This window comes from Pseudomonas sp. Irchel s3a10, from assembly GCF_900187525.1.
GTDB classification, from domain to species: domain Bacteria; phylum Pseudomonadota; class Gammaproteobacteria; order Pseudomonadales; family Pseudomonadaceae; genus Aquipseudomonas; species Aquipseudomonas koreensis_G.
Genome location: NZ_FYDR01000018.1, coordinates 1 through 17,261, shown reverse-complemented (window position 1 = coordinate 17,261; position 17,261 = coordinate 1). Strand labels below are relative to the sequence as shown.

The 17,261-nt window shown below is 61.4% G+C and carries 7 protein-coding genes; 2 read left to right on the top strand and 5 right to left on the bottom strand.

Features of this window, described 5'->3' with window-relative positions; all coding sequences use genetic code 11:
- Positions 1-9 precede the first annotated feature (9 nt).
- The 3 genes from CKW11_RS27050 to CKW11_RS27040 all read right to left on the bottom strand — a co-directional run bounded on the left by CKW11_RS27050 (position 10) and on the right by CKW11_RS27040 (position 3,192).
- Entirely contained in the window at positions 10-939 is a 930-nt protein-coding gene (locus CKW11_RS27050) for a diiron oxygenase (protein WP_095140127.1), read from the bottom strand.
- Positions 936-1,712 carry a DUF3050 domain-containing protein gene (locus CKW11_RS27045; protein ID WP_095140126.1) on the bottom strand — a complete coding sequence of 259 codons (777 nt, stop codon included), beginning with the start codon at positions 1,710-1,712 and terminating at the stop codon, positions 936-938. The genes CKW11_RS27050 and CKW11_RS27045 overlap by 4 nt, the downstream gene beginning before the upstream one ends.
- Positions 1,713-2,481: 769 nt before the next feature.
- Positions 2,482-3,192 (bottom strand): GntR family transcriptional regulator, encoded by a 711-nt coding sequence (locus CKW11_RS27040; RefSeq protein WP_095140125.1) that lies wholly within the window; start codon positions 3,190-3,192, stop codon positions 2,482-2,484.
- A gap of 196 nt (positions 3,193-3,388) precedes the next feature.
- Between CKW11_RS27040 and lapG the strand changes: the two genes are divergently transcribed.
- Together lapG and lapD are read left to right on the top strand one after the other, a co-directional pair.
- Positions 3,389-4,081, top strand: coding sequence for a cysteine protease LapG (gene lapG / locus CKW11_RS27035; RefSeq protein ID WP_095140124.1), 693 nt, complete (start codon positions 3,389-3,391; stop codon positions 4,079-4,081).
- 14 nt (positions 4,082-4,095) lie between these two features.
- Positions 4,096-6,042 carry a cyclic di-GMP receptor LapD gene (lapD, locus tag CKW11_RS27030; protein WP_095140123.1) on the top strand — a complete coding sequence of 649 codons (1,947 nt, stop codon included), beginning with the start codon at positions 4,096-4,098 and terminating at the stop codon, positions 6,040-6,042.
- Positions 6,043-6,232: 190 nt separating this feature from the next.
- Here lapD and CKW11_RS27025 read toward each other — a convergent pair whose 3' ends face one another.
- Together CKW11_RS27025 and CKW11_RS27020 are read right to left on the bottom strand one after the other, a co-directional pair.
- A complete protein-coding gene (locus CKW11_RS27025; protein WP_095140122.1) occupies positions 6,233-6,571 on the bottom strand; it encodes a tryptophan synthase subunit beta in 339 nt (112 codons plus the stop codon).
- 148 nt (positions 6,572-6,719) lie between these two features.
- Positions 6,720-17,261 (bottom strand): S-layer family protein (locus CKW11_RS27020; RefSeq protein WP_095140121.1); only part of this gene is annotated, 10,542 nt, incomplete at its 5' end.

Below are 17,261 nucleotides of genomic sequence, written 5' to 3'. Positions count from 1 at the left end.
GCCTCCTCATCAAACCAGATAGTCACGCAGGGCGTGCTGCACGCACGGCGTGTCGAGCAGCGAGCTGCTGTGGAAAAAGCGCACGATGTTGCCCACCAGCGGATGGTGGCGATTAATCGGAAACGCCAGCCCGGCCATCTCGTCCTTGAGCGAGCGGCGCACTGCCTCGCTGACCGGCAGGGCGTCGATCAGGCGCAAATCGAAGGACTTCTGGATGTCGTTGGTCAGGTAATGGCCGATGAACACCGGCAGGATCTGCGCAATGGTTGCCCGATCCGCGTCATTGGCGGTGTGCCAATAGATACGCACCATGCGCGCCCAGAAGCTGGAGTGGCGGCCCTCGTCGAGCAAGTGATCGGCCATCAGCCCTTTGATCGACGGCTTGACCGTGTCGTCCCGGGCGAAAGCCGCAACGTCGCCGGTCACGGTGTTCTCGGCGATGGCCACGCAGATCAGTTCCACCGCGCTGCGCAGGTGCTCGGGCGCCAGTGCCACAGCGGCAGGAATCGCCCGACTCAGTTCGATTTCAGTGGGCAGTTCGATCGGCTCGATGCCGGTCATGGCCACGGTCTGCTGCATGAAATCCATCGCCACCAGCGCGTGGTAATCCTCGTCCACCACCACGGTCATGGCGTCGTAGCGACAGGCGAACGGGAAGGCCACGGCGAAGCGATTCTTGGCGATGCTGCGCGCGGTCTTGTCGACGATCTCGGTCTCGAAAATCACCACGTCGTTGATGAATTTGTACAGTGTCTGCACCAGGGCGAAATCCCGTTGTTGCGGGCATTCGCGCAGGAAGGTTTCGCTGAGCACCAGGGGTTGGCGGCTCAGCGGGTAGATCAGGCGTTCATCGTCTTCGAGCACACGCCGTGGTCGGGTGCGGATGGTGGCGCGGGTTTCCCAGGCGTCGGCGAAGGATTGGTAGTCGGCGGCGTTCATTGGGCCACCTCCACCAAAGTCTCGCGCATGCTCAGACGCAGGCCGTCCCACAGGGCGATGCGGCTTTCCACCGCCGCGATGGCGCTGGCATAGACCTCGGCTTCGCGTTGCGGATCGCCATCGACCAGGCGCTCGAGCAGGCGCTCCGCCGCCGGGCCGTGATCTTCCGAATCGACCTCGATGTGGCGCTCCAGGTAATAGCGAAAGGTCGGCGCCTGTTCGATGCCGATCCCCCAGTCATCGAGGATGCGCTGGAACATCGGCGGGATCACGCTCTCGCGGCCATGCAGGAACGCGGCGGCGACGCTGTGGCCCGGTGCGTGCAGCGCGGTGTTCAGCGTCTCGCGCACAAATTTTGCTGCTGCCGGGTCAACCTCGACGCTTTGCAGAGCGACGTCGTAACTCACGCCTTCCTGCTGCAGCGCGACAAACCGCTCGACCGCCGTGGTGCTCGCACCGACTTCGCGCATCGCGTCCAGGTACAGCTCGAAATGGCTGTAATGGCCGTGAGCGGGACGATCATCCGACTCCTCACCCAGCACGATTTCATTGATCAGGCGTGCGGCATGCGGGTCTCGTGGCGGCAACCAGGGCAGTCGCGTGCAGGTCAGTTCCTGCTGCAGGCGCTTGGTCAGCGACATGAAATCCCACACGGCGAAGACGTGGGACTCCATGAACCGGCGCAGTACCGATAACGAATCGATCTCGGTGAAGATCGGGTGAACGCTCAATTGCGCTTTTTTCAGGGCGAGTTGTTCTTTAGTTGGCATCATGGCGAACCTCGGTGTTATTGGAATAGAGGAAGTTGCTCGTTCTGTGCTTTAACGCGGACTCAATAACTCTGAAACGTTTTCTATTGGCGAACGCTGGCCTCATTCGGATTGGTGAAAGTTTGCGAAGTGCATGGAAGGCTCTGAGCAGAAGCCTGGCGCTTATCTGCCAAGACTGCAGCCTGACTATGGAGCTGCGCCGTGTTTGCGGGGTTAACCCTGCTCGGCAATAAAAAGCTAATACATCGTTAAATAACTTAACAAGTTTATTTTTAATTATTTTTAGTTGTCTGTTTTTTGAATATGAGTTGGCCCGATAAAACTGTTTATTTGAGTTTTATTTGGGCGTAGTTGCTCCTTTCGGCAAATAAAGGCCAAAATTGAAAACAAGAGTGAATGCCTCACTCAAAGCAACTTTAAAAAGCGGGGATTTATGTGATGTATAGGAATGAAAGTGGGCCGGAAACGGCGCCGTAACTTCCCTTTTTCCCGTGGCAAGGCTCCTTCCGTAGGTTCCTGGTGCGGGGACTGCGCCGGCAGTGCGGCGCGTCGCCCGTTCTTCATGGGGTGGCCGTTAAAGAGTGCGGGTAAATTGGCGGGACGGCTATGACCGATTCGTCCGCGCCGAGCCGCAATGACGGGCTTGCGAGCGCTGGGAGGGTAGAGCGAACAGGCGGATCCGCCACCAGGATTGCGGGGGATCGGGGGAGAGGATTTGTAAGCGGGTTATTCGCCGGTCAGGCGCGAAGGCCAGAGACCGGCGTGGAGGGTGTCAGCGTGCAGCCTTGCGGTTTTGTCCGGCGGGGCTGGCGAGATAGCGGGTGATGACCTCGACGCCACGGTTGAGGTGATGTGTGAGCAACTTCACCGACAGCTCGACATCGCGCGCGATCACGGCCTGGAGCATGGCGCGGTGATCTTCCTGGGAGAGTTTGCCCAGACCCATGGCTTCGAGGTTGAACCGCAGAAAGCGCTCTTCCTCGTTGAGGCCGTCTTCGACCAATCGCAGCAAACGCCGATTCGGTGCCTTACTGTACAAAGCCATGTGGAACAGACGATTGAGCCGACCGATTTCGCTGTAGTCGTGCTGGATTTCGAGTTCTTCGATATATCTGGCGGCAAGCGCGTGATCGGCGCTGGTCAGCAACGGGATCGACTGGCGCATGGCCTCGGATTCCAGGAGGATCCGCAACTCGTAGGTTTCGGTGGCGTCACCCTGAATCAGCGGCGCAACCACGGCGCCTTTGTGGGTGGTGACGCTCAGCAGTTCCTGCGCTTCGAGCTGGCGCAGAGCCTCGCGCACCGGCATCCGGCTGACCCCGAACAGGTCGGCCAGATCCTGCTGGCGCAGGGCGGTGCCGCACGGCAAGCGACCGTCAAGGATCGCCGAGCGCAGGGTCTCTTCGATGATCGAGCGGGCAAGGTGTGCGGGAATCGGCCCATCGACTTTGATGCTGTGCAGCGGTTTGGGCTTCTGTGTCACAACTACTCACCCTGAATGACGACGGAATTTGGATCCAAAGACACTAGTGATTGCTCTACAGGTTGTCAAACCATGTAAAGGCTTGCTGTCCTGCGTGAAGTTTAGCGCGATGGTGATGATCTCATGGTGCCATTGTTTTTTGCCGGGCTAAGCTTCACCATCAAACGCTTTCCTTCCTGCCTCCTGGAAACCTGCTGTGGCGGTACGTTTCGCGATCCCCCGAACTCTGCGCTGGCTAGGCTGCGCACTGTTGCTGGCCGGCGTCATGCTGGGCGGCCTGCATGCCGATTGGGATTTTTCCGCGATCAGCCGCAAAGCCACGGCGCTGTACGGGCCGCTGGGCGCCGGGCAGCAGCGGATCGATGCCTGGCAAAACCTGCTGGCCACGCAGAAACAGGTCAGCGAGATGGACAAGCTCAAGGTGGTGAACCTGTTTTTCAACAAACAGGTGCGTTATGTAGAAGATATCGATCTGTGGCGGCAGGTCGATTATTGGGAGACGCCCATCGAAGCCCTGTGGAAAGGTGCCGGCGATTGCGAAGACTACGCGATCGCCAAGTATTTCAGCCTGCGCCATCTCGGGGTCTCCAGTGACAAGCTGCGCATCACCTACGTCAAGGCACTGCGCCAGAATCGCGCGCACATGGTACTGACTTACTATGCCACCCCCGATGCCATGCCGCTGGTGCTCGACAGCCTGATCGATCCGATTCAGCCGGCGTCCCAGCGAACTGATTTGCTGCCGGTCTACTCTTTCAATGCAGAAGGTCTGTACCTGCCGGGAGCCAAGGGCAACAAGAAGGTCGGTGACACCAAACGCCTGTCGCGCTGGCAGGATGTGCTGAAGAAAATGCAGGCCGAAGGTTTCCCGGTCGAAACGACTAACTAGGAGCACGCGCTCAGATGTCTTTGTTCAAACAGCTGTTGATCGCTATCTGTCTGTTCCTGGTGGTCGCCTTCACCGGCAGCTTCATGGTCAGTCTGGAGAGCTCGCGCACGCAGTACGTCAACCAGCTGCGCTCCCACGCTCAGGACGCCGCCACGGCGCTGGCGTTGTCGCTGACGCCGAATATCGACGACCCGGCGATGGTCGAGCTGCTGGTCAGCTCGATTTTCGACAGCGGCTATTACGCGAGCATCCGCGTCGTTGATCTGAAAACCGACCAGACCATCGTCGAGCGCAGCGGAATTCCGACAGTCAGCAATGTGCCTGACTGGTTCGTCAACCTGATCGGCCTCGAACCTGCCGGTGGCGACGCCCTGGTCAGCCGTGGCTGGGAGCAGGCGGCGCGGGTCGAGGTGGTCAGCCACCCGATGTTTGCCGTGGCCAAGTTGTGGCAGAGCGCGTTGGGCAGCCTCGGCTGGTTGCTGCTGTGCGGTGCGGTCAGTGCGGTGCTCGGCGCGCTGCTGTTGCGCCGGCAATTGCGCCCGCTCGATTACATGGTCAAACAATCGCACGCCATTGCCCGCCGCGAATTCCTCAGCCTGCCGGATCTGCCGCGTACCCCGGAACTGCGGCGCGTGGTGCAGGCGATGAACCAAATGGTCGAGAAGCTCAAGGCGCTGTTTCAGGAGCAGGCCGAGCGCAGTGAAAAACTGCGTGCCGAGTCCTATCAGGACAACCTCACCGGGCTGGCCAACCGGCGCTATTTCGAGATGCAATTGCACAACCGCGTGAGCAACCCGGAGCAGGCCAGTTCCGGTTATCTGCTGCTGTTGCGGGTCAAGGATCTGGCCGGGCTCAACCAGCGCCTGGGCGGGCAGCGCACCGACGAACTGTTGAAAGCGGTGGGCCAGCAGCTATCGCGCGAATGCGCCAAATACCCGGAAACCCAGAACCTCGTCACCCGCATACGCGGTGGCGAGTTCGCCGTGCTGGCGCCAGGGCTGGTGCGCGAAGAAGCGCTGCAACTGGCGCAGAACCTCGACAGCGCATTGAGCAGCCTGCATGCCACTGGCGCCACCGATGTGCCGGCCGTGGCCTCCATTGGCCTCGCGCCGTTTGCCCACGGTGATTCACCGCAAGCAGTACTGACCCTGGGCGATCAGGCGCTGGCGCAGGCCGAGGGGCAAGGCGAGCAGAACTGGGCGTGCATCGATCAGAGTCTGGTGGCGGACGTCGGTGACGATCATCACGCCTGGCATCGCTTGCTCGATCAGGCGCTGAACCAGCAGCGTTTCGAGCTGTACTTCCAACCGGTGGTGGCCGCTCAGGACACGCAATTGGTGTTGCATTACAAAGTGCTCTCGCGTTTGCTGGATGAGCAGGGTCAGACCATTCCGGCCGGACGTTTCCTGCCGTGGCTCGAGCGTTTCGGCTGGACCGCACGGCTTGACCGCTTGATGCTCGAACGCGTTCTGGAGCAGATGAAAGGGCATGAGGATTCGCTGGCGCTGAACCTGTCGTCGGCGACCCTGGCCGATACGCAGGCCTTGAACAAGGTGTTCGAGATTCTGCGGGCGCACTCTGATCTGGGCGAGCGCCTGACGCTGGAGATCGGTGAGGAACAGTTGCCGGAGCAAGCGGTGCTGGAGCAGTTGACCCGGCGCCTGCGTGAACTCGGTTTCTCCCTGAGCCTGCAGCGCTTTGGTGGACGCTTCAGCATGATCGGCAACCTGGCGCGGCTGGGGCTGGCGTACCTGAAGATCGATGGCAGCTACATCCGCGCCATTGATCAGGAGAGCGACAAGCGCCTGTTCATCGAAGCGATCCAGCGGGCGGCGCACAGCATCGATCTGCCGTTGATTGCCGAGCGGGTGGAGACCGAAGGCGAGTTGTCGGTGATTCGCGAGATGGGCTTGTATGGGGTGCAGGGGCAGTTGTTGGGTGAGCCCAAGCCCTGGAAGTAAATCTTGGTAAGGCGGTGACAGTGATGCCGCCTTCGCGAGCAAGCCCGCTCCCACATTGGAATGCATTTCAAGTGTGGGAGCGGGCTTGCTCGCGAAGGGGCCGTTAAAAATAAAAAAGATCGCAGCCTTCGGCAGCTCCTACAGGGAACGCATTACCTGTAGGAGCTGCCGAAGGCTGCGATCTTTTGCTTTAAATCAGCCCGGCCTCTTCATCATCGATCAACTGGCTCAACCCGCCCAGCGCCTCACGCGCCTGGGTCCGGTCCATCAGCTTGGCCTGTGCTGCCGGCGGCAGGTCGGTGACCCGGATCACGCCTTTCTGGGTCAGCACCTGAATCAGGTCGTCGAGTACCCGAATCATTTCCAGGTCGCTCTGCTTGAGCTGTTTCAGGCTGGTTTCCACCACTTCATTGGCGAACCAGGCCTGGATTTCATGGCTGTCGGCCGGCAGCGTTTCCGTGGCCTCGGCGTAGGCCGCGGCTTCCACGCGAATCAACAGACCTTGCGCATCGCGTTGCACGTAAAACATTGAGCATCCCTCAGAAAAGATCCAGCGTCATGCTGTCAGCAGCATAGGCCAACTGCGCGCGAGTATGCGGTGCGGCGACGAAATCGTCACCGCCGAGTTAGCCGCAAACGTGACGGCCGCCCCAAGGGGCGGCCGTTTTGTTCACGCATCAGCTGTTGTTGTGGTCGACCTTGATGGTCGGATCGCTGCCGGCAATCAGGTTGTGAATGTTGGCGCTCGACCAGTTGTTGCCTTCCAGTTTGATCGTCACGTCCGGTGTGGCGGCTGCCGCATCGCCGGAGTTGAACTTGCCCGCCGAGCTGACTTGCAGCGACGACGTGCCATCAACCGTGGTGATCTTCAGGAAGTTGTCGATGGTGCTGCCGGTTTCACCCTGCAGCAGATCGCGCAGGTCGATGCGGTCGCCTTCACTGGCCTTGAAGTCCTTGATCACATCGTTGCCAGTGTCGCCCGCCTTCCAGACGAAGGTGTCGGCACCGGAACCACCGATCAGGATGTCGTTGCCCTGGCCGCCGATCAGCGTGTCATTGCCGGTGCCGCCGAGCAGGATGTCATTGCCCTTGCCGCCGTCGAGCAGGTCGTTGCCGCCCGAGCCGAACAGGATGTCATTGCCTGCGCCACCCAGCAGCGTGTCGTTGCCGTCATGTGCGCCGGACACATCGAACGCCTGATAGTGCTCGGTGATGTACTGGTGCACGTTGCTGGTGGTGACCTTGCTGACGTCGACCCCGGTCTGCTGCGCCACGAACGCCTGCATCGCCTGATAACCCTCGCCGGCAATGCCGTTGAAGCTCACCAGGTCGCCGAACAGGATGTCGTTGCCGTCGCCACCGCTGACGGTGTCGTTGCCCGGCATCGTCGCTTCGGTGTGGCCGATGATCGAGTTGGCCAGATCCTTCGGATCGATGTTGGTCTGCGGCGAGTGATCCGAGTCATACGGTTTCAGGTCGTTGAGGCTGACACCGCTGTTGATACCGATGGCTTCGACATTCGACAGGCCGCTGAGCAAGGCGAAGCTGCTGGTCGAGTTGTCTGTGGTGGCCGAGCTGGTGCTGCTGCCGCTGCCCGCCAGGCTCGACAGCTCATAGGTACCATCACCCTGAGCGTGAACCGTGCCCAGGTTGGTGGTGGTCCAGCCACGGCCAGTGTAGGTCTGCAACTGGGCATAACCGCTGGCGGTGATGCTCAGGTAATGCGTGTTGTCGATGTACGTGCTGAAGGTATCGCCCAGCTTGTAGTTGCTGGTTGTCACCACACTGTCGAACTTCACGTTGCCGTACAGCGTCGGGTTGGTCTGCTCGCCGCTCTGGTAGTAGGTCGGCTGGCCGTCGGTGATGAAGTAGGTGAGGTTCTTCGCCCCGGTGTTGGCCAGCGCTTCCGTGCTCTGGAAGAAGTTGGCCGTGGTCTTGAACACGTCTTCGTAGTTGGTGCCGCCGCCGGACGCCATCGAGTCGAGCACGGCTTTGAGCTTGGTCAGCGCGTTCGGGTCGTTGAGGTTCACCGACACCGACTTGTTGACCTGGGTATCGAAGTCCGCCAGGAAGATGTTCACCGTGCCCGAGTTGCTGCCGCCCAGGCTCTGCTTGAGGGTGTTGAACACCGAGGTCAGCGAGTCCTTGGCCGCGTTGATCGACGAGGTGCTCATGCTACCCGAGCTGTCGACCATGAACGCGATGTTGTAGTTGGTGCCCGGCACCACGGTCAGACCACCGATGTCGGCGACCATGATGTCGTTGCCATCGGTACCGTTGAAGGTGTCGTCGCCAGAGGTACCAACCACCGCGTTGTAAACCGCCGGCACCACGGTGACCGGAATCGTCGCGGTGCTGCTGGCCGAACCGCCGACCATTTCAGTGGAGGTCGAGGTCACGGTCAGGTTGAACTGGCCGTTGTAGTAGGTCGGCGGGGTTACGGTCAAGCTGCCCAGGTTCCAGCCGGTGACGTTGGCTTCGCCGTTGCTCGCGGTGACTGTGAAGGTGTGACCGTTGCCGTCGGAGAGGACCGAGCCGACCGGCGCGCCGCTGATTTTCACGCTCAGGGTTTCCGAGCCGTCGGTGTCGGTCAGCGCGGTGTTGATCGCCGACAGTTTCACCGTGGTGCCTTCGGCGCCGGTGTTGAGCTTGTAGCCGTCGTAATAACCTTCGCCGTTGCTGCCATGCAGGTCGGAGACGGTTACGCCGGCATTCACCAGATCCTGCACGCCGGTGTAGATCGGCACGCCGGCGCTGCTCAGGTCGATCGGCGTGCTGCCGTTGACCGACAGGTTCACGTCATAGCTGCCCGGGCCGCTCTGGTTGTGGTGGTAGATGTCCAGGGTGTAGTAGCCGCTGGTGGTCGGGGTGAACGAACCACTGATCGCGCCACCCGCGCCCCAGGTACCTGACGCCACGCTCTTGCCGCCAATGGTGATCAGCAGGCTGTCGTCAGCCACGCCGCTGAAGCTGTAGGTCTTGCCGGCTTCCAGATAGATCAGGCCGGAGGTTTTCGACGCGGTGCCGGCGGTCACACTGCCGTCGGACTGCACGTTGGTCACGTTGGTGCTGGAGTTCGGGGTGCCGGCGCCGTCGATCACGTTTTTCAACGTGGTCGAGTCAGCGCCGTTGCCGTTGGTGCCCAGGCCCGGCAGGCCGGTCCAGACTTCCTTGACCAGTCCGGTGGACTTCACGCTGTTGTCGGCCACGCTCACGGTCGGTGCATCCGCCACCGGCGTGATGTCGATCTTCACGGTGCCGGTGTTGCCCAGCAGCTGGCCGTCGGTTGGCTGGAACTTGATCTGTGCGTAGTCGGCCTGGTTGTTGCCCATGCCGGTGCCGCCGTAACCGTTGACGCCCGATTCGTTGGCATCCGGCATGAAGCGCAGCTTGCCGGCGTCGATGTCAGCCTTGCTGAAGGTCTGGTTGTTGGCGACGTCTTTCCAGGTCGAACCGTCCAGGTATTGCAGTTTGCCTTCGCCCGGCAGCTGGGTGATTTTGATGCCCAAGCTGCTGGCCGGGCTGTCGACGTCGGTCACACCGAAGGTCGACCAGCCGAGGATCAGCGGCGTGTCTTCGGTGCCGGTGACGTTGCTTGGCGCTGCCACCGGAGCATCGTTGACCGCCACCACGTTGACCGTGGTGGTCGCGGTGTTGGAGTAGTTGCCGCCATCGGTCACGGTCACGGTGATGATCCGCGGCACGGTGCTCGGGTTTTCACTGCTGTTGGTGAAACTGATGTTTTTGATCGCCTGCATGTAGTCGGCGAGCGTTGCGTTACCCGACAGGGTCAAGGTCACAGTGCCGTTGGTGCTGTTGGCATTGATGGTGATGCCGTTGACGCTGTTGCCCAGGTTCAGTGCGTCACCGTCCTGACGGTTGGTCAACACGATGGTCGCACCGGTCAGCATGGTGCTGTCCGGATCGGTGATCGTCAGGTCAGTGTCGGCAATCGACACGCCGGCGCCCGGGGTGTTTTCGGTGAACGTGACCTTGTAGTCGGCACCGGTGGCGCCGCTGGAGTTGTTGGCATCGAGGTCGATGACCGGTGGCGCATCGTTGTCGATGATCGAGGTGCTGACGCTGCCGTTGGTGCTGCTGACGGCCAGGTTCTCGAAGTTGCCGCCGGTGGCCGAGTCGATCTTGACCACGAAGTTCTCGGTGCCCTCGGTGATCTTGTCATCGATGGTCGCGACGTTGAACTGCGCGCTGCTGGCGCCTGCCGGGATCTTCACGGTGTACACGCCAGTGAAGTCCGAACCGTCGGCGGCGGTGCCGCTGTAGACGATTTTCAGGGTCACGTCGGTTTGCGCCGGGTGGGTCAGGCTGACGGTGTAGCTGGCGGTCTGGCCTTCGGTCACCGAGGTGCTGCCGGTGATGCTGACGGTGGTGGTGTCGATGGTATCGGCGACGTTGGTCACGGCCGGTGTCGTGCTCGGTACCAGGTTCTCGAAGTTGCCACCGCTGGCGTTGGTGATGGTCGCCTGCACGCTGCCGGCGTCTTTGTAGACGTCGTCAGCCGGAGCGGGAACGGTCACGGTGCCAGTGGTTTTGCCGGCGTCGATGGTGATCACCGAACCGTTGCTCAGGGTCACGGTCACCGGCGAGCCGGCGGCGTTGCTCAGGGTCGCGGTGTAGGTGATCTGGCCGCCCTCGTTCACCGCCGGGGTCGCGCTCAGCGACAGGCTGGTGGTGTCGACGGTGTCGGTCACGGTGGTGCTGACCGGGGTCTTGTCGGCCACCAGATTTTCGAAGTTGCCGCCGCTGACGTTGGTGATCGCATTGGTCAACGGTGCGTGGCCGGTCAACACGTCATTCGGCGCAGTGGTGGTGACAGTGCCGGTGGTTTTGCCGATGTCGATGGTGATCGTCTGGCCGTTGGACAGGCTTACGGTCACTGGCGAACCAGTCACAGGCGCACCGACGGTGGCGGTGTAGGTGACGGTGCCACCCTCGGCCACAGTACCCGTGGCGGTGAGTTTCACGCCCGTGGTGTCGATGGTGTCGGTGACGCTGGTCACGGCTGGCGTGGTGCTCGGCACCAGGTTTTCGAAGCTGCCACCGCTGGCGTTGGTGATGGTTGCCTGCACGGTGCCGGCGTCTTTGTAGACGTCATCGGCTGGGGCAGGAACGGTCACGGTGCCGGTGGTTTTGCCCGCATCGATAGTGATGACTGCGCCGTTGCTCAGGGTCACGGTGACTGGCGAGCCAGCAGCGTTGCTCAGGGTCGCGGTGTAAACGATCGAGCCACCTTCGGCCACGGTGCCGGTCGCACTGAGCGACAGGTTGGTGGTGTCGACAGTGTCGGTCACGGTGGTGCTGACCGGGGTCTTGTCGGCTACGAGGTTTTCGTAGTTGCCGCCGCTGACATTGGTGATCGCGTTGGTCAACGGCGCATGGCCGGTCAACGCATCGTTCGGTGCGGTGGTGGTTACGGTGCCGGTGGTCTTGCCGATGTCGATGGTGATGGTCTGGCCGTTGGCCAGAGTCACCACGACTGGCGAACCTGTGACTGGCGCACCGACGGTGGCGGTGTAGACGACGTTGCCGCCTTCAGCCGCTGTACTGGTCGCAGACAACTTCACGGTAGTGGTGTCGATGGTATCGGTGACGCTGGTCACGGCCGGTACGGTGCTTGGTACCAGGTTTTCGAAGCTGCCGCCGCTGGCGTTAGTGATGGTTGCCTGCACGGTGCCGGCGTCTTTGTAGACGTCATCAGCCGGGGCAGGAACGGTCACGGTGCCAGTGGTTTTGCCGGCGTCGATGGTGATCACGGCACCATTCGACAGCGTCACGGTGACCGGCGAGCCAGCCGCGTTGGTCAGTGTCGCGGTGTAGATGATCGAACCGCCTTCGGCGACCGTGTTGGTGGCGCTCAGGGACAGGTTGGTCGTATCGACAGTGTCGGTCACAGTGGTGCTGACCGGTGTCTTGTCGGCTACGAGGTTTTCGAAGTTGCCGCCGCTGACATTGGTGATCGCATTGGTCAACGGTGCGTGGCCGGTCAACACGTCGTTCGGCGCAGTGGTGGTCACGGTGCCGGTGGTTTTGCCGATGTCGATGGTGATCGTTTGGCCGTTGGACAGGCTTACGGTCACTGGCGAACCAGTCACAGGCGCACCGACGGTGGCGGTGTAGGTAACGGTACCACCTTCGGCCACGGTGCCAGTGGCGGTGAGTTTCACGCCCGTGGTGTCGATGGTGTCGGTGACGCTGGTCACGGCTGGCGTGGTGCTCGGCACCAGGTTTTCGAAGTTGCCACCGCTGGCATTGGTGATGGTTGCCTGCACGGTGCCGGCGTCTTTGTAGACGTCATCGGCTGGGGCAGGAACGGTCACGGTGCCAGTGGTTTTACCGGCGTCGATAGTGATGACTGCGCCGTTGCTCAGGGTCACGGTGACTGGCGAGCCAGCAGCGTTGGTCAGGGTCGCGGTGTAAACGATCGAGCCACCTTCGGCCACGGTACCTGTAGCGCTGAGCGACAGGTTGGTCGTATCGACAGTGTCGGTCACGGTGGTGCTGACCGGGGTCTTGTCGGCTACGAGGTTTTCGAAGTTGCCGCCGCTGACGTTGGTGATTGCGTTGGTCAACGGTGCATGACCGGCCAACACGTCATTCGGCGCAGTAGTGGTGACAGTACCGGTGGTTTTACCCACTTCGATGGTGATGTTCTGACCATTGGCCAGAGTGACGGTCACTGGCGAACCGGTTACCGGTGCACCAACGGTCGCGGTGTAGGTGACGGTACCGCCTTCAGCAGCAGACTCGGTCGCGGTCAGTTTGACCGTGGTGGTGTCGATGGTGTCAGTGACATTGGTGACTGCAGGAACAGTGCTCGGCACCAGGTTCTCGAAGTTGCCACCGGTAGCAGTCGAAATGGTCGCTTCGACTTTGCCAGCGTCCTTGTACACGTCATCGGCAGGCGCCGGAACGGTCACGGTGCCGGTGGTTTTACCGGCGTCGATGGTGATCACTGCGCCGTTGCTCAACGTCACGGTAACCGGCGAGCCGGCAGCGTTGGTCAGCGTCGCGGTGTAAACGATCGAGCCACCCTCGGCCACGGTGCCGGTCGCGGACAGCGACAGGTTGGTGGTGTCGACGGTGTCAGTAACCGTGGTGTTGACCGGGGTCTTGTCGGCAACGAGGTTCTCGTAGTTGCCGCCGCTGACGTTGGTGATCGCGTTGGTCAGCGGTGCATGACCGGCCAGCGCATCGTTCGGTGCGGTGGTAGTGACGGTGCCGGTGGTTTTACCCACTTCGATGGTGATGTTCTGACCGTTGGCCAAGGTCACCACAACCGGCGAACCGGTGACTGGTGCACCGACGGTTGCGGTGTAGGTGACGGTACCGCCTTCAGCAGCAGACTCGGTCGCGGTCAGTTTGACCGTGGTGGTATCAATGGTGTCGGTGACGTTGGTGACGGCCGGAACGGTGCTCGGCACCAGGTTTTCGAAGTTGCCACCGGTGGCATTGGTGATCGTTGCCTGAACGGTGCCGGCGTCTTTGTAGACGTCGTCCGCTGGTGCCGGAACGGTCACGTTGCCAGTGGTTTTGCCCGCTTCGATGGTGATCACGGCGCCGTTCGACAGGGTCACGGTCACTGGCGAGCCAGCCGGGTTGGTCAGGGTCGCTGTGTAGATGATCGAACCACCCTCGGCAACCGAGTTGGTAGCGCTCAGGGACAGGTTGGTCGTATCGACGGTGTCGGTCACAGTGGTGCTGACTGGCGTTTTGTCAGCCACCAGACTCTCGTAATTACCGCCGGTCACGCCAGTGATCGCGTTGGTCAGAGGAGCATGACCAGTCAACGCATCGTTCGGTGCGGTGGTAGATACAGTGCCGGTGGTCTTGCCGACTTCGATGGTGATGTTCTGACCGTTGGCCAAGGTTACGACCACAGGCGAGCCGGTCACTGGTGCGCCGACAGTCGCGGTGTAAGTGACAGTGCCACCTTCAGCGGCGGACTCAGTCGCGGTCAGTTTCACCGTGGTGGTGTCGATGGTATCGGTAACGTTGGTGACGGCCGGAACAGTGCTCGGCACCAGGTTTTCGAAGTTGCCACCGGTAGCAGTGGAAATGGTTGCTTCGACTTTACCGGCGTCTTTGTAAACGTCGTCCGCTGGCGCAGGAACGGTTACGGTGCCAGTGGTTTTACCGGCTTCGATGGTGATCACTGCGCCGTTCGAAAGAGTCACGGTGACTGGCGAGCCAGCGGCATTGGTCAAGGTCGCGGTGTAAACGATCGAGCCACCTTCGGCCACGGTGCCGGTCGCACTGAGCGACAGGTTGGTGGTGTCGACGGTGTCAGTAACGGTGGTCGAAACCGGCGTTTTGTCGGCGACCAGATTCTCGTAATTGCCACCGGTCACGCCGGTAATCGAGTTGGTCAGTGGTGCATGACCGTTCAACGCATCGTTTGGTGCTGTGGTGGTCACGGTGCCAGTGGTCTTGCCGACTTCGATGGTGATGTTCTGCCCGTTGGCCAAGGTCACGACAACCGGCGAACCGGTGACCGGCGCACCGACGGTGGCGGTGTAAGTCACGGTGCCGCCTTCAGCCACCGAAGTATCGGCGCTGAGCTTCACGGTGGAGGTGTCGATGGTGTCGGTGACTTCGGTCACTGCAGGAACAGTGCTTGGGACGAGGTTCTCGAAGTTGCCACCGGTGGCGCTGGAAATGGTTGCTTCGACTTTGCCAGCGTCCTTGTACACGTCATCGGCAGGCGCCGGAACGGTCACGGTGCCGGTGGTTTTACCGGCTTCGATGGTGATCACTGCGCCGTTGCTCAACGTCACGGTAACCGGCGAGCCTGCAGCGTTGGTCAGCGTCGCGGTGTAGACGATCGAGCCACCCTCGGCCACGGTGCCGGTCGCACTCAGCGACAGATTGGTGGTGTCGACGGTGTCGGTGACATTGGTCGAAACCGGCGTTTTATCCGCCACGAGGTTTTCGTAGTTACCACCAGTCACGTCAGTGATGGCGTTGGTCAGCGGCGCGTGGCCGGTCAGCGCATCGTTCGGCGCAGTGGTAGTCACGGTGCCGGTGGTTTTACCCACTTCGATGGTGATGTTCTGACCGTTGGCCAGGGTCACGACCACAGGCGAGCCGGTCACTGGCGCGCCGACGGTCGCGGTGTAGGTGACGGTACCGCCTTCAGCGGCGGACTCAGTCGCGGTCAGTTTCACCGTGGTGGTGTCGATGGTATCGGTGACGTTAGTGACCGCAGGAACGGTACTCGGTACCAGGTTCTCGAAGTTGCCACCGGTAGCGCTGGAAATGGTCGCTTCGACTTTACCGGCGTCTTTGTACACGTCATCGGCAGGTGCCGGAACGGTCACGGTGCCCGTGGTTTTACCGGCTTCGATGGTGATGACTGCACCGTTCGACAGCGTCACGGTCACTGGCGATCCAGCCGCGTTGTTCAGGGTGGCGGTGTAAACGATCGAGCCACCCTCGGCCACGGTGCCGGTCGCACTGAGCGACAGGTTGGTGGTGTCGACGGTGTCAGTAACGGTGGTCGAAACCGGCGTCTTGTCGGCGACCAGATTCTCGAAATTACCGCCAGTCACGCCGGTGATCGCGTTGGTCAGAGGTGCATGACCGGCCAGCGCATCGTTCGGTGCGGTGGTGGTGACGGTGCCGGTGGTTTTACCCACTTCGATGGTGATGTTCTGGCCGTTGGCGAGAGTGACGGTCACTGGCGAACCAGTTACCGGTGCACCAACGGTCGCGATGTAGGTGACGGTACCGCCTTCAGCGGCGGACTCAGTCGCGGTCAGTTTCACCGTGGTGGTGTCGATGGTATCGGTGACGTTCGTGACCGCCGGAACGGTGCTAGGCACCAGGTTCTCGAAGTTGCCACCGGTAGCGCTGGAAATGGTCGCTTCGACTTTACCGGCGTCTTTGTACACGTCATCGGCAGGTGCCGGAACGGTCACGGTGCCCGTGGTTTTACCGGCTTCGATGGTGATCACCGCGCCGTTGGACAGTGTCACGGTCACCGGAGTACCGGCCGGATTGGTCAGGGTCGCGGTGTAAACGATCGAACCACCTTCCGCCACCGAGTCGCTGGCGGTCAGGTTCAGGTTGGTGGTGTCGACGGTGTCCGACACCGAGGTGTTCGCCGGTGTCTTGTCGGTCACCAGGTTTTCATAGTTGCCGCCGGCAACCTTGTCGATGGCCACGCTCAGCGAGCTGCCACCCGCCAATGGGCTGTTCGGCGCAACGAAATTCACGCTGCCGGTGGTCTCACCGACGGCGATGGTGATGGTCTGGCCGTTGGACAGGGTCACGACGACTGGCGAGCCGGTTACCGGTGCGGTCACGCTCGCGGTGTAGACCACGGTTTCGCCTTCGGCGACGTTGGCGGTAGCGGTCAGCGACACGGTGGAGGTGTCGATGGTGTCGTTGACGGTGGTCACCGCCGGAGTGTTGCTGGTGACCAGGTTTTCGAAGTCGCCACCGGTCGCGCCCTTGATGGTCGCTTCAACGGTGCCGGCGTCCTTGTAGACGTCATCCTTCGGTGCATCGACGGTCACGGTGCCGGTAGTTTTACCGGCCTCGATGGTGATCACCGCGCCATTGCTCAAGGTCACGGTCACCGGGGTGCCGGCGGCGTTGGTCAGGGTGGCGGTGTAGGTGATCTGGCCGCCTTCGTTCACCGTCGGAGTCGCGCTCAGCGACAGGTTGGTGGTGTCGACAGTGTCAGTCACGGTAGTGCTGACCGGTGTCTTGTCGGCGACGAGGTTTTCGTAGTTGCCGCCGCTGACATCGGTGATCGAGTTGTTCAGCGGTTCGTGACCGGTCAGCGCATCGTTCGGTGCGGTGGTGGTCACGGTGCCGGTGGTTTTGCCGATGTCGATGGTGATGGTCTGACCGTTGGCCAGGGTCACAACAACAGGCGCGCCAGTCACTGGAGCGCCAACAGTCGCGGTGTAAGTGACAGTACCGCCTTCAGCCACCGAAGTATCGGCGCTCAGCTTCACGGTCGAGGTATCGATGGTATCGGTGACTTCGGTAACGGCCGGAACGGTGCTTGGCACCAGGTTCTCGAAGTTGCCGCCTGCAGCATCCTTGATCGTGACTTCGACCTTGCCGGCGTCTTTGTAGACGTCATCGGCTGGCGCTGGAACAGTCACGGTGCCGGTGGTTTTACCGGCCTCGATGGTAATCACCGAACCGTTGGACAGGGTCACGGTGACTGGCGAGCCAGCGGCATT

What these genes read in the sequence shown, in the direction of transcription:
- lapD (WP_095140123.1), top strand. Translation starts at nt 4,096, where the DNA reads ATGTCTTTGTTCAAACAGCTGTTGATCGCTATCTGTCTGTTCCTGGTG.
- CKW11_RS27050 (WP_095140127.1), bottom strand. Translation starts at nt 939, where the DNA reads ATGAACGCCGCCGACTACCAATCCTTCGCCGACGCCTGGGAAACCCGC.
- CKW11_RS27045 (WP_095140126.1), bottom strand. Translation starts at nt 1,712, where the DNA reads ATGATGCCAACTAAAGAACAACTCGCCCTGAAAAAAGCGCAATTGAGC.
- CKW11_RS27025 (WP_095140122.1), bottom strand. Translation starts at nt 6,571, where the DNA reads ATGTTTTACGTGCAACGCGATGCGCAAGGTCTGTTGATTCGCGTGGAA.